This window comes from Streptomyces uncialis (assembly GCF_001905345.1).
In the GTDB taxonomy this organism is placed as follows: Bacteria; Actinomycetota; Actinomycetes; order Streptomycetales; family Streptomycetaceae; genus Streptomyces; species Streptomyces uncialis.
Genome location: NZ_LFBV01000010.1, coordinates 376,661 through 389,803, shown reverse-complemented (window position 1 = coordinate 389,803; position 13,143 = coordinate 376,661). Strand labels below are relative to the sequence as shown.

At 73.0% G+C, this 13,143-nt stretch carries 10 protein-coding genes; 8 read left to right on the top strand and 2 right to left on the bottom strand.

The genetic code is table 11. From position 1 onward, the window contains the following. Nucleotides 1-109: 109 nt before the first annotated feature. Complete coding sequence (locus tag AB852_RS31985) at nucleotides 110-2,092, bottom strand: hypothetical protein (protein WP_107499420.1); 1,983 nt, start codon at nucleotides 2,090-2,092, stop codon at nucleotides 110-112. 538 nt (nucleotides 2,093-2,630) lie between these two features. On the opposite strand from AB852_RS31985, the gene proB reads away from it, so the two are divergent. From proB to AB852_RS31960, 5 genes are all read left to right on the top strand, one after another. Beyond that, the gene (proB, locus tag AB852_RS31980; RefSeq protein ID WP_073794300.1) at nucleotides 2,631-3,749 is read left to right on the top strand and encodes a glutamate 5-kinase; all 1,119 of its coding nucleotides are present in this window, start codon (nucleotides 2,631-2,633) and stop codon (nucleotides 3,747-3,749) included. A 729-nt stretch (nucleotides 3,750-4,478) separates the two neighbouring features. After that, nucleotides 4,479-4,937 carry a hypothetical protein gene (locus AB852_RS31975; RefSeq protein ID WP_073793693.1) on the top strand — a complete coding sequence of 153 codons (459 nt, stop codon included), beginning with the start codon at nucleotides 4,479-4,481 and terminating at the stop codon, nucleotides 4,935-4,937. Between the two features lie 135 nt (nucleotides 4,938-5,072). Next, a complete protein-coding gene (locus AB852_RS31970; protein WP_073793692.1) occupies nucleotides 5,073-6,386 on the top strand; it encodes a glutamate-5-semialdehyde dehydrogenase in 1,314 nt (437 codons plus the stop codon). A 113-nt stretch (nucleotides 6,387-6,499) separates the two neighbouring features. After that, nucleotides 6,500-7,075 (top strand): SCO2584 family spore wall biosynthesis protein, encoded by a 576-nt coding sequence (locus AB852_RS31965; RefSeq protein ID WP_073793691.1) that lies wholly within the window; start codon nucleotides 6,500-6,502, stop codon nucleotides 7,073-7,075. Nucleotides 7,076-7,175: 100 nt separating this feature from the next. Then, on the top strand, nucleotides 7,176-8,246 hold the full coding sequence (locus AB852_RS31960; protein WP_073793690.1) for an SCO2583 family membrane protein: 1,071 nt from the start codon (nucleotides 7,176-7,178) through the stop codon (nucleotides 8,244-8,246). A gap of 126 nt (nucleotides 8,247-8,372) precedes the next feature. Here the strand turns inward: AB852_RS31960 and AB852_RS31955 are convergent, their stop codons facing one another. Beyond that, the gene (locus AB852_RS31955; RefSeq protein WP_073794297.1) at nucleotides 8,373-9,527 is read right to left on the bottom strand and encodes a M48 family metallopeptidase; all 1,155 of its coding nucleotides are present in this window, start codon (nucleotides 9,525-9,527) and stop codon (nucleotides 8,373-8,375) included. Nucleotides 9,528-9,869: 342 nt separating this feature from the next. Here AB852_RS31955 and AB852_RS40080 point away from each other — a divergent pair, with 342 nt between their 5' ends. The 3 genes from AB852_RS40080 to AB852_RS31945 all read left to right on the top strand — a co-directional run bounded on the left by AB852_RS40080 (nucleotide 9,870) and on the right by AB852_RS31945 (nucleotide 13,000). Next, on the top strand, nucleotides 9,870-10,028 hold the full coding sequence (locus tag AB852_RS40080; RefSeq protein ID WP_099284147.1) for a hypothetical protein: 159 nt from the start codon (nucleotides 9,870-9,872) through the stop codon (nucleotides 10,026-10,028). A 109-nt stretch (nucleotides 10,029-10,137) separates the two neighbouring features. Then, nucleotides 10,138-10,764 (top strand): nicotinate-nucleotide adenylyltransferase, encoded by a 627-nt coding sequence (gene nadD, locus AB852_RS31950; protein ID WP_073793689.1) that lies wholly within the window; start codon nucleotides 10,138-10,140, stop codon nucleotides 10,762-10,764. 16 nt (nucleotides 10,765-10,780) lie between these two features. Continuing rightward, nucleotides 10,781-13,000 (top strand): LCP family protein, encoded by a 2,220-nt coding sequence (locus AB852_RS31945; RefSeq protein ID WP_245876994.1) that lies wholly within the window; start codon nucleotides 10,781-10,783, stop codon nucleotides 12,998-13,000. The last annotated feature ends 143 nt before the right edge of the window (nucleotides 13,001-13,143 follow it).

Genomic DNA, 13,143 nt, shown 5'->3' with positions numbered 1-13,143 from the left:
GCCCGGCGCACCGCGTACAAGGCGCCCGGCCCACCGCGTACGAACGGCGCAGGACCCGCACGCCCGGTGTGCGGGTCCTGCGCCGTTCCCGCCGGTCAGGGCGGACCGGCTAGCCCTCCACGGTCCGCGACGGCACCGCGCCCCGCGCGGACGCCTCCCGCCGGGGCGCGCCCGGCTGGGTCGGGATCGCCGACACGATCCGCTCCCGGTGCGCCCGCGCGGCCTCGGCCAGGGCCCGGACCCCGTCCTGGAAGCGCAGGGCCGACGCCTCGGAGGCCGGTCCCAGCAGCCGGGTCCGGAGCGTGGCCCGCGCCCCGGCCAGTCCGTCGCGCGCCGGATGCCGCACCATGTCCAGCAGCTCCGCGACCCCGGCGCCGTCCGGGGTGAGGATCGCCGCCGCGCCGACCGTCGGGAACACCTCCCGGAACGTCTCCTCCGGCAGCCCGCTGGTATTGGCCACCGCGTACGGCTTCTCGCTCGCCAGATAGTCGGAGACCACGCTCGACACATCGCTGATCAGCAGATGCGCCTGGTCGAAGCAGGAGTACAGCGCGGGCCGCGACCCCGTCACGACCTGGTGCTCACCGGCCGGGAGCGACGCCCAGTAGAGGTCCTCCCAGCGCGCGGTCGCCTCCGCCACCGCCTGTGCGCGGCCCGGCTCCGGCGTGGACTGGAGCAGCATCCGCTCCGCCTCGTCCGCCGCCGTCCGGAACCCGCCGCTGGTCAGCCGCTCCAGCTCCGCCGTCGCCCGCTCCAGTTCCGCCGTGACCCCGGGGTCGGGCCGCGCTGCCTCCCGGCGCGCGTTCGCCGCCCGGATCAGCTCCTGGACACGGAGGTTCGCCGCGCCCGCGCACGGATCGACCGAACCGGTCATCGGATGCGGCTTGTACAGCAGCCGTACCCCCGGGTCCGCGAGCAGTTCCCGGACGATGTTCTCGCCCGCCTCGACGACCGAGGTGTTGCCGGGATTGCCGTCCCAGCCCTCCCAGGTCGGCGCGTACAGCACGGTGACCGGACCGCCCGCGGGCCCGCCGGTGTCCGCGCGGATACCGTCCAGCTGGGGACGCCCGACCTCCACGATGTCCTTGTCCTCGACACCGACATCGGCGAGCGCGTACCGCTCCCGCGCCGCGGCGCCCGCCACCCACACCTCGTCGTACGCCTTCGAGTACGGGTTGACCGACGACAGCTTGTCGCTCTCCCCGTGGTTCACGAACGCGTGCTTGATCGTCGGGATGCGCAGCACCTGCGAGGTCTTCCCGGAGTTCGCCGGATGCAGCAGCACCTGGAGCGTCGAGTGCTCCAGCCGCATCAGGTCGGCGACCTTCGGCACACACACGATCGGGAGGTCCGTCGCGCCGATCTTCTGGAGCATGAACCGCTCCCGCAGCACGATCAGCGGACGGCCCTCCACCTTGCCGAGGGTGTCGAGCCACATGTTCGCCTGGTAGGCGGACGACGTGCCGCCGGAGAAGTACATGCCGACCGTCGGCCGGTACTCCGCCAGCCACGCGTCGAACCATTCGAGGACCTCCTCCGGCCGCGCGGGACGCCGTCCCGGCAGCAGCCGCACCAGCAGCTCGGCGAGGCCCACCGCCCCGGCGGCGATCGACAGGCCCACGCCCGCCGCCGCGTACCAGGGCCGGTCGGTGAGGGCCGTCGCCATCAGCCCCGCCGTGGCCGGCAGTCCGAAGAGCAGCAGCCGGTTGCTGGGCCTGCGGGCCAGCAGCGCGGGCGGCGCCGCACTGAGCCGCAGCGCCGAGGCGTCGATGTTGCGGGTGACGACCGGCAGGGTACGGGTGCGCCGCACCAGCAGCGCCGTGGCGTGGCACGCGAAGTGCAGGGCGTAGAACGTCAACAGCCCGAGCAGCAGCGGCAGGTACACCGTGCGCTGCTCCGGCTGATGCTGATGGCCGAGCAGTCCGGCGACCAGCAGCAGGTCGCGGAGCACCACACGGACGGTGACATCGGCTCGGGTACGGGCGATCGCCGACGCCACCGGCCGCTGCCAGCGGTGCAGTACGCCCTCGGCCGCGAGTCCGGCCGCGGTCGCCGCGACCAGCAGCCGGATGTCGGGCAGCAGGGCTCCCATGACCTGGGCCGCGAACGACAGCACCAGGACAGCGGGAAGGCCGAGCTTCCCCACGCGGAGCAGGGTTGGGGGGATGGAACGCAAGATGGGGACTCTCCTAGCAGCTCGAACGCGAGATCCGCGCGGGCGTGTGGGGAACGCGGCGCGGCTGTCGGGCTTGCTGGTCAACGCTGGGGCGGGGGTGCCGGTATCGGGTTCGTTTCCGGGTTCACGCTATGGAATCGTTCCCTGTGGTCAGTGACCCACCCGTGAGATTTCCGTGAGAGGGACGCAACGGTTCCAGTCACCGGACCGGCACGGGGGCCGTCACAGGTCTCCCGTAGATTGCGAAGCGGCGTCCGGCGTTGTGCCGGGACCGGTGTGCGGGGCGGCTGGGAGGAAGCACGTGTCAGGGGCAAGGCGGGTGCCGGGAACGGAGCGGGACGCGGGCGGCCGGGACGGTACGGGCACCCGGGAGGGCACGGATTCCGGTCAGGGCACGGACGCCCGGGAGGGTACGGACGCCCGGCGGGACGCGGACCCCCGGCGGGACGCGGACATCCGGCGGGGGGTCGGGCAGGCGCACCGGATCGTCGTCAAGATCGGGTCGTCCTCGCTCACCACCGCGGCGGGCGGACTCGACGCGGACCGGGTGGACGCCCTCGTGGACGTCCTCGCCAAGACCCGCGACGGCGGGGCGAGAGAACTCGTCCTGGTGTCCTCCGGCGCGATCGCGGCCGGACTCGCCCCGCTCGGGCTGCGCCGCCGCCCCAAGGACCTCGCCCGGCAGCAGGCCGCCGCCAGCGTCGGCCAGGGGCTGCTCATGGCCCGGTACACCGCGTCGTTCGCCCGGTACGGCATCCGCGTCGGCCAGATCCTCCTCACCACCGACGACACCAGCCGCCGCGCCCATCACCGCAACGCGTCGCGCACCCTCGACAAGCTCCTCGCGATGGGGGCGCTGCCCGTCGTCAACGAGAACGACACCGTCGCCACCGACGAGATCCGCTTCGGCGACAACGACCGGCTGGCGGCCCTGGTCGCCCATCTGGTCCGCGCCGACCTGCTCGTCCTCCTCTCCGACATCGACGGTCTGTACGACGGTGACCCGAGCCGCCCCGGCACCTCCCGGCTCGCCGAGATCCGCGGGCCCGCCGACCTCGACGGGGTGGAGATCGGCAGCACCGGCCGCGCCGGGGTCGGGACCGGCGGCATGGTCACCAAGGTCGAGGCGGCCCGGATCGCCGCCGCCGCCGGGATTCCCGTCGTGCTGACCTCCGCCGTCCACGCGGCGGACGCCCTCGCCGGACGGGACACCGGGACGTTCTTCCACGCCACCGGCCGCCGCTCCGCCGACCGGCTCCTGTGGCTCCAGCACGCGTCGACCCCGCGCGGTGCCCTCACCCTGGACGACGGCGCCGTACGGGCGGTCGTCGAGGGCCGCAAGTCGCTGCTGCCCGCCGGGATCGCCGCGGTCGAGGGCGAGTTCACGGCGGGTGACCCCGTCGAACTCCGTGACACCGCGGGACGGGCGGTCGCCCGCGGCCTCGTCAACTTCGACGCGAAGGAGCTGCCCCAGCTGCTCGGCCGCTCCACCCGGGACCTCGCCCGGGACCTCGGGCCCGCGTACGAGCGGGAGGTCGTCCACCGCGACGATCTGGTCCTGCTCGCTCCGTGAGACAGGGGTCCCCGTCCGGCGGACATCCCGAACGCCAGTGCCGGTACCGGTGACCGAAGAGGCCCGGACCGACGTGTGACCAACGGCACGATCCGCGCGTCCTACCGGGTGGGGCGAGTCGCGCGGTGCCGTTCCGGGAACGCCCCCGGAACCTGGACCGGCCCGCGCGACTCGCCCCACCCTTCGAACGTCCTGCCAGCTGGACGCTCCCTGCGGTGTCCGTCCGGGGGTTGGTCCGCGAGATCCTGGCCGGGGCGCGGCCTGTCAGGCGGACGTTCCGTGCGGTGTCTGTCCGGGGGGCGGCCCCCGGACCCCCGGCCCAGGTGTCACTTACCGCACGATCCGAACGTCCTGCCAGGTGGACGTTCCGTGCTGCGTCCACCGGGGGGCGACCCCCGGACCCCCGGCCCAGGTGTCACTTACCGCACGATCCGAACGTCCTGCCAGGTGGACGTTCCGTGCTGCGTCCACCGGGGGGCGACCCCCGGACCCCCGGCCGGGGTGTCACTTACCGCACCATCCGAACGTCCTACCAGGTGGACGTTCCGTGCTGCGTCCACCCGGGGGGCGACCCCCGGACCCCCGGCCCAGGTGTCACTTACCGCACCATCCGAACGTCCTACCAGGTGGACGTTCCGTAAAAGTGCCCCATCGGAGTCGATCGGCTGTCAACTTTGTTGCAGGGACCAGCGGCATGACCATTGCGTGAAGGAGGTCGTCGTGAGACGAGTGCGCCAAGGGGCGGCAACACGTGGCGCCCGTGCCTCCCACACCCTCCAGTCGGTGGGGGAGGAGCGCGCGGTGACGAACCTGGCGGGCGGAACAGCCGGGGAGGGCCCGGGGCCGGTGGCCCGGCTGTGGCACGTGACGCTCAGCGTCTCCGGCGCCGAGGCGCCGCTCGCGGAGGTGAGACGGGGGCTGGAGCAGCTCGCCCACGACCACCCCTTCCTGCTGACCAGCCGGTACGCGCGTGACCACGCGGAGATCCGGTACTGGGAGGAGGCACGTGACCTGCACGACGCCGCCGCCGTCGCGCTGCGGCTGTGGGGCGAGCACCGGCAGACCGCGAAGCTGCCGCCGTGGGAGATCGTCGGCCTTGAGGTGATCGACCGCGAGACGTACCACCAGCGCGTCGCGGCGGGCTACGGCCCGGCTCCGGCGACCCCCGTCGGGGTCCACCCGTACTGAGCCGCCGCCGGGCGCGGGGTGCGCGGCGGGCCGCCCGGGACCACCGGCGACCCGCGCCGTTCCATCCTCCGGACGCCTGTCTCGGGGGATGGGACAACCGCCGACGGGCGCGCGGCGGCGCATTACCCTGCCGTCATGACGTCGCTGCCGCCGCATCCCCCGCTCTCCGCGCCCTCGCCGTACGACAACATGTCCGAGGTCGCCCGCGCCGCCTACCGTGCCCGCGCCGCCGCCGCCGACATCGCGCCGCTGCCCAGGGCCACCAAGGACGACGCGCTGCTGGCGATCGCCGACGCCCTGGAGGTACGGGCCCGCGAGATCGTCGAGGCCAACGCCCGGGACATCGCCAAGGCACGCGAGGCGGGCACCAGCGAGGCCATCGTCGACCGGCTCACCCTGACCCCGGAGCGGGTCCGCGCCATCGCCTCCGACGTACGGGACGTCGTCGCGCTGCCCGACCCCGTCGGTGAGGTCGTCCGCGGCTCCACCCTGCCCAACGGCATCGACCTGCGGCAGGTCCGGGTCCCCCTCGGCGTCGTCGGGATCATCTACGAGGCCCGGCCCAACGTCACCGTCGACGCCGCAGCGCTCTGCCTCAAGTCCGGCAACGCGGTCCTGCTGCGCGGCTCGTCCTCCGCGTACGAGTCGAACAGCGCACTCGTCCGGGTGCTGCGGGACGCCGTCGGCGGCGCCGGACTGCCCGCCGACGCCATCCAGCTCGTCCCCGGCGAGAGCCGTGAGTCGGTCCGGGAGCTGATGCGCGCCCGCGGCCTGGTCGACGTGCTCATCCCGCGCGGCGGCGCCTCCCTGATCCGTACGGTCGTGGAGGAGTCCACCGTCCCGGTCATCGAGACCGGCACCGGCAACTGCCATGTCTACGTCGACGCGCAGGCCGACCTCGACATGGCCGTCGACATCCTCATCAACTCCAAGGCGCAGCGCCCCAGCGTCTGCAACGCCGCCGAGACGCTCCTCGTCCACGCGGACATCGCCGACGCCTTCCTGCCGCGCGCCCTCGAAGCGCTCGCCGAGGCCGGGGTCACCGTCCACGCCGACCCCCGCGTCCAGGCGTACGCCGAGGGCAGCAAGGCGACCGTGGTGGAGGCCACCGCCGAGGACTGGGACACCGAGTACCTCTCGTACGACATCGCCGCCGCCGTCGTGGACTCCCTCGACAAGGCCGTCGAGCACATCCGGCTGTGGTCCTCCGGCCACACCGAGGCCATCGTCACCGGTTCGCAGCAGGCGGCCCGCCGCTTCACCCAGCTGGTCGACTCCACGACGGTCGCCGTCAACGCGTCGACCCGCTTCACCGACGGCGGACAGTTCGGCTTCGGCGCCGAGATCGGTATCTCCACCCAGAAGCTGCACGCCCGGGGCCCCATGGGCCTCCCCGAGCTCACCAGCACCAAGTACATCGTCACGGGCGACGGGCACATCCGGGGCTGACCCCGACCGGGCGTCCACCCCCCCCCGGACGGCCCCGTCCGCGCCGGGGGACGGGCGGCCGGGAATCCTCCGTCCGTCTGCCCAAAACGACCCCCCGGGTCTACTCTGGAGACGTGCCGGAGGACGTGGGGGGCAGGCCGCTTCCGGGCGGCGAGGAGCCCGACGACCGCGACCACGGAAGTGCGGACGAGGAGTTCGCCTCCGTGGTCCTCGACGAGGACTTCATCCGGGCCGCCGAGATCCGCGAGCCCAGCGCGGTGGAGCGACTGCTCGCCGCCGCCGAGGCCCGGGCCGAGGCGACCGAGGCGGAGGCCCGCCGCACGGGCTCACGCGCGGGTCGCCATGACGACCCGGACGGCTCCGACCAGGACGGATTCGGTCCGCACCGCGACTACGACCCCGACGACCGGTACGCCCGGGACATCCTGGAGGAGTCCTACGGCCGCTCCGCCACCTTCATGGGACACGCCCGCTGGCACCGGCCCGTGGCCTGGCTGCTCGCCCTCGTCATGGGCGTCGGCATGGTCGCCCTCGCCTTCGCCGCGGTCTACCGGGGAGCCTCCTCCAGCCGGCAGGACCCGGTGCCCCGGCCCAGTTCCACCGGACTGGAGAAGAGCCTCCCGACGGGCCCCGCCACGTCCGCCGACCACTCCCGGCCCCCCGTGACGGCACTGCCCCGCACCCCCTGACACCGCACGGCACCGTAGGGTTCCGGCCGCCCTCACCCCTGGGGCAAGTTGTCGCGCGGCAGCGCGTTTACCGTGCCCTCTTCAGACCTACCCTGAAGGTATGGGCGGGCCAGGAGACCCACCGCCGGGGACACCCGAGGGCGGCCCCGGCGAGGACGAGTACCGATCCGTCGTCTTCGACGAGTCGTTCGTCCGTGCTGCCCGGCTCCAGGAGTTCTCCGCCGAAGAACGCATCACCGAGCACGCGCCCGCCGTCCGCCGCCGCGCCCCGCAGCGCCGTGGCGGTATGCCCCGGCAGGCCCTGCTCCTCGTCCTGCTGATCGCCATGGCCTTCGTCACCGCCGTCTACCTCGGTGTCCGCCATCCGTACGACACCCCGGTGGTCAGACCGCCCGGCGCGCTGCGGATGACGGTCATCCCGCTGGCGCCCCTGTCCGCCGTGCCCGGGGGCGTCCCGTCCCGGCTCTACGCGCACAGCCCCGCCGCCCAGTTCCGGATCGGGGCCGAGGGCATCACCCTTCCGGCCGCACGGCGTACGGCGAACTTCTCCGACAGCCAGGTCGTCACCGCGCTGACCACCGCCAAGGACTATCTGGTGGAGTCCTCCCTCGACCCGGACGTGCTCACCGGCCGCGCCGTCCGGCCGGTACGCATCCTGCTGGACCCGGAGCAGCTCACCCAGTTCGACCGCAGCTTCGCCCGCCCGGCCACCGACGGACTGCACGCCGCGACCGGATGGCTGGTGCGGTTCGACCCCGCCCGCGCCGCCCTCGCGGAACCCCGCGTCCATGTCCAGGGGACGCTGCGGGCCGCCGAGACCGGGCCGGACACCCTGGAGGTCAGCAGCGACCACACCTTCGTGTACGCGCTGCGGCCCGCGCGGGGCGGACCCTCGGCACCGGCGTCGCTGTTCACGGTCCGCCGCGAGCTGCTGTTCCGGTTCGACCGGGACGATCTGCGGCGGCATCAGACCGAGCTGGTGATGTCCTACGCGCAGGCCGGGCCGCTGGCCTGCGCGGCCGACTGGGCGAGGCATCTGCGGCCACTGCTCGCGGGGCAGGTCCCCGGGGCCGGGACGCCCCCGGGGACCGACCCCTACGCCACGGGCACCCCGACGAGTCTGTGCGGGACGCTCTCCTCGAAGGCCCAGCCGGATCCGCCCCGCGACTGAGTCCCGCGGTGAGGTTCCACGGGGCACCGGGCTCGTCGGGGCACCGGAGTGTCCGGCTCGGCGGGCTCGGCGGGCGCGGATCGCGGGACCCGGGGCGCTCAGGCCGCGGCGCGGGACGCCAGGCGCTCAGGTCGCGGAGGGGCCGCCCTTGGCCTCGCCGCTCCCGCCGCTCTCCTCGCCGGAGGCGTCCGCACCTCTGCCGGAGCCGCCCGAGCTCTTGCCGGAGCCGCCGAACCTGCTGCGCACCCGGCCGCCGAGGTCGCCCGCGCCGCCCGCTATGTCGGTCACCAGCTTCATCAGCGGGTCCTTGGAATCACGGACATCACTGGCGTACGCCGAGGCCGACTGACGGAACGAGTCCGTCACGGAGGTGTCCTTGTCCTCGTCGCGCCGCGGGTAGTGACCGTCCATGAGCCGCTGGTGGTCACGGGACTCGGCCCACTTCTTGAGCTCGGCCGCCCGCACCGTGGTGAAGGGGTGCGTACGCGGGAGCACGTTCAGGATCTTCAGGACGGAGTCCCGCAGATCGCCGCCCTGCTCGTACTCCTCGGCCTGCTTGAGGAACGCGTCGACGTTCATCTCATGGAGGTGGTTGCCGCCCGCCATCTTCATCAGGCCCCGCATCGACGCCTGGAGGTCCTGGCCCACCAGGAGCCCCGCGCGGTCGGCCGACAGCTCCGACTTGCGGAACCACTCGCGCAGCGCCGTCACGATCGCCATGATCGCGACATTGCCGAGCGGTATCCACGCCACCCGCAGCGCCAGATTCGTCAGGAACAGCAGGACCGTGCGGTACACCGCGTGCCCCGACAGGGCGTGCCCGACCTCATGGCCGACGACGGCCCGCATCTCCTCCTCGTCCAGCAGCTCGATCAGACCGGTGGTGACGACGATGATCGGCTCGTCGAGACCGATGCACATCGCGTTCGGCTGGGGATTCTGACTGACGTACATCGCGGGGACCTTCTCCAGGTCCAGGATGTAACACGCGTCCCGCAGCATGTCGTTGAGATGGGCGAACTGGGCGTCGGAGACCCGCACCGAGTCCGAGAGGAACAGCAGCCGAAGGCTCCGCTCGGGAAGCAGCCCGCTCAGCGCCTTGAACACCGTGTCGAAACCGCTGAGCTTGCGCAGCGCCACCAGCGCCGAGCGGTCGGCCGGATGCTCGTACGCCCGCGAGGAGATACCGGGGAAACGCCTGCGCCGCCTGCCGGGCAGATTCTCCGCGCCGGTGTCCTCGCCCGTCGGCCGCGGTGTGCCGTTGGTGTTGTCGTCGCTCATGACGCCCCCCATGTCTCGCGTTGTCGTCCGGTTGAACGGGTGGCCGTCCGCTTCGGTTCCCGTGCCGCGCCGTTCCGCCCGGACGGCTCGTGGCGACGGCTCGTCACGGACGGCTCGCCGCGGGGCGCGGGGCGCGGTCGTGGAGAGGGACGCCGAACAGCGCCGTGCCGTTGCCCGGGGTCCGGTCGGGACTCCCCGGGTGACGGGGCGTGACCGCCGCCGCGGCGACCCGGGTCCCCGTAACCACGGCCCTCCCGCGAATCCGCTTTACCTCACGCTTACGATGGCCTCAGAGGCTTCCTGTCTCCAGCCCGTTCCCACTCCGGATTGGTCCTCCCGAAGATGACTCTGCACAGCAACGCGGCCCAGCTCGTCACCCTCGCCGAGGGCGGGCACCACGGCCCCCACGCGAGCATCAACCCGTTCGTCACGGGTGGTGGCGCCCTTCTCGCCCTGCTCCTGCTGCTCTGGATCACCACCCGCTTCAACCGGGACCGCTGACCTTCGTACGCAGGCGGATCACCGGCCCGCTGAGCCACCGCGCCCGCCGAACGTGACGGAATCCCTCCGGCGTCCGGTCCCGCGGTACGGGCCGGTAGGGTCTGCACGCATGGGACAGCAGGACATGCCTACCGGCCCGGCGGACAGCGGCAAGCGCCGCCTCGGCGTCATGGGCGGAACGTTCGACCCGATCCACCACGGGCACCTCGTGGCGGCGAGCGAGGTCGCCGCGCAGTTCCATCTCGACGAGGTCGTGTTCGTGCCGACCGGGCAGCCCTGGCAGAAGAGCGACACGCGCGTGTCGCCCGCCGAGGACCGCTATCTGATGACGGTCATCGCCACCGCGGAGAACCCCCAGTTCTCCGTGAGCCGGATCGACATCGACCGCGGCGGCCCCACCTACACCACCGACACGCTGCGTGATCTGCGCGCGCTCAACCCGGACACGGACCTCTTCTTCATCACGGGCGCCGACGCCCTCGGCCAGATCCTGACCTGGCGGTACACGGAAGAGCTGTTCTCCCTGGCACACTTCGTCGGGGTCACCCGGCCGGGCCACCCCCTCACCGACCCCGGACTCCCCGAGGGCGGTGTCTCCCTCGTGGAGGTCCCGGCACTCGCCATCTCGTCCACCGACTGCCGCGCGAGAGTCTCGGCGGGAGCCCCCGTCTGGTACCTGGTGCCCGACGGCGTGGTGCGCTACATCGACAAGCGCGACCTGTACCGCGGCGACTGAACCGGGAGGGGGACCTGTGAACGGTCGAGACGACCGCTACGACGGCCATCCGGGCGGGACGGACCCCGAGGGTTCCGACGGCTCCGACGGATTCGCCAGCTACGAACTGGCCGGTTACGACGAGTACGGCCGTCCCGTCTACCAGCAGGCGAACGCCCCCGAGCAGTCCCGCCGGCAGCCGGAGTGGACCGACCCGTACGGCGGCCAGGGCCAGGCACCGGGGCAGTCGTACGACGCCCAGCAGGGCTACGGCACCCCGGACGCCCAGGGTTACGGCACCCCACAGGACCACGGCGGCTACGGCGAGCAGCAGCAGTCGTACGGCACCTTCCCGGCCGACCAGCAGCAGCCCTACGGCACGGCCACGGGCTACGACCCGGCGCAGGGCCAGGGCGGCGGCTACGGGACCGGCCAGGGCTACGGCGACTCCTCCCAGGGCTACGACAGCGCCTCCCAGGGCTACGGCAACACCGGGCAGAACTATGGCGACACCGGGCAGAGCTACGGTGACCCCTCCCAGGGCTACGGGAACGCCGCTCAGGGCCACGTGAGCGCCGCTCAGGGCCACGGCGACGCCCATGGCGGCCAGGACCAGGGCTACGGCTCCTACGCGGCCCCAGCGCCCTCCTACGGCGATTACGGGGACGGGCCCGGGGCCCAGGGCCAAGTCCAGGCCGACCCCTACGACCCCTACGGCCAGGCGGGCGGCGCCGGACAGCGGCAGCACGCCGACGCGCCGGCCCCCGGCACCGCCGAACAGACCGCCTACATCCCCCAGCAGACCGCCGCGCCCACCGCCGCCCACCCGGCCGGACCCACGGCGTACCCGGGCCACGGGACGGACCCCGGACAGACCGACGGCGGCCCCGGGACGCAGTACGCGGCCGAGGCCGCCGCACCGGACACCGCGGCCGGGCCGACCGGTCCGGACGCGTCGGACCAGGCGGACGGACAACGCGACTACCGCACCGAACAGTTCGCCTTCGTGGAGGAACCCGAGGGCGAACCCGAGGACGTCATCGACTGGCTCTCGTTCACCGAGAACCGCACCGAGCGCCGCGAGGAGGCCAAGCGCCGCGCGCGGGGCCGGGTCGTCGCGCTCGTCGTCGTCCTCGCGCTGATCGTGGTCGGCGGCGTCGGCTATCTGTGGCTCGCCGGCAAATTGCCCGGACTCTCGGACGACGAGGGGTCCGGCGGCCCGGCGGCGGGACCGCAGAAGCGCGACGTGGTCCTCGTGCACCTGCACAACACCAAGAAGGGCGGCACCTCCACCGCGCTGCTCGTCGACAACACCACCACCAAGCAGGGCAACACCGTCCTGCTGCCCAACGCGCTCTCCGTCAGCGCCGACGACGGCTCCACCACCACGCTCGCCAAGTCCGTCGAGGCCGACGGCTCCAGCGGCACCCGCGAGTCCGTGGACACCCTCCTGGGGACCCGTATCGAGGGCACCTGGCGACTGGACACCCCGTTCCTGAGCAACCTGGTCGACCTGGTCGGCAACATCGACATCGACACCGACGCGAACGTGCCCTCGGAGAAGGCCAGGAAGGGCGAGGCGCCGCTCGTCAAGCAGGGCGCTCAGCAGACCCTCAGCGGCCGGATGGCCGTCGCCTACGCCACCTACCGCGCCCCGGGGGAGGGCGAGGAGTTCCAGCTCGCCCGCTTCGGCCAGGTCATGCAGGGCATCCTGCGCAAGATCTCGTCCGACGCCGGGTCCGCCACCGTCACCGTCGAGTCGCTCGCGCAGATCCTCGACCCGTCCCTGTCGGAGAAGGACCTGGGGGCCTTCCTGGCGAGGCTCTCCGACCGGGCCAAGGGCGGCGACTACAAGACCGCGCTGCTGCCCGTCGAGTCCGACGGCGCGCTCACCGCGCAGGCCACCGAGACCGTCGTCAAACCGCTGCTCGGCGGCACCGTGAAGAGCCCCGAACAGGGCGACGCCGTCCGGGTCAGCGTCCGTGACGCCGGCGGCTCCGGTGACGCCACCGAAGCCGCGCGGGTCGTCCTCGTCAACGGCGGCTACACCTTCGTCGAGGGCGGCAAGGGCGACACTGTCGCGACGACCCGGGTGCTCTACGCCAGTGACGCCCGCAAGTCCGACGCCGTGGAGGTCGCCAAGACCCTGGACCTGCCCGCGTCGGCGGTCCGCAAGGGCGAGGTCGACGGCAACGCGGAGGTCGCGGTGGTCCTCGGTCCGGACTACACCCCCAAGAAGGGCGCCGACAGCCCGTAGCGAGTGTTCGGAGCGGGGGTCCACGCGCGCGTGGACCCCCGCCTCCGCCCAGGCGGGGCGTATCCGTGCGGCCACGGAAGGTGACCGTTTCGTGAGCTGTCAGCGGTCCGTGAGACGCTTGGGAGACACCCGACCGTCGAAGG

What these genes read in the sequence shown, in the direction of transcription:
- AB852_RS40080 (WP_099284147.1), top strand. Translation starts at nt 9,870, where the DNA reads ATGACTCTGCACAGCAACGCGGCCCAGCTCGTCACCCTCGCCGAGGGC.
- AB852_RS31970 (WP_073793692.1), top strand. Translation starts at nt 5,073, where the DNA reads ATGACGTCGCTGCCGCCGCATCCCCCGCTCTCCGCGCCCTCGCCGTAC.
- nadD (WP_073793689.1), top strand. Translation starts at nt 10,138, where the DNA reads ATGGGACAGCAGGACATGCCTACCGGCCCGGCGGACAGCGGCAAGCGC.
- AB852_RS31955 (WP_073794297.1), bottom strand. Translation starts at nt 9,527, where the DNA reads ATGAGCGACGACAACACCAACGGCACACCGCGGCCGACGGGCGAGGAC.
- AB852_RS31960 (WP_073793690.1), top strand. Translation starts at nt 7,176, where the DNA reads ATGGGCGGGCCAGGAGACCCACCGCCGGGGACACCCGAGGGCGGCCCC.
- AB852_RS31985 (WP_107499420.1), bottom strand. Translation starts at nt 2,092, where the DNA reads ATGGGAGCCCTGCTGCCCGACATCCGGCTGCTGGTCGCGGCGACCGCG.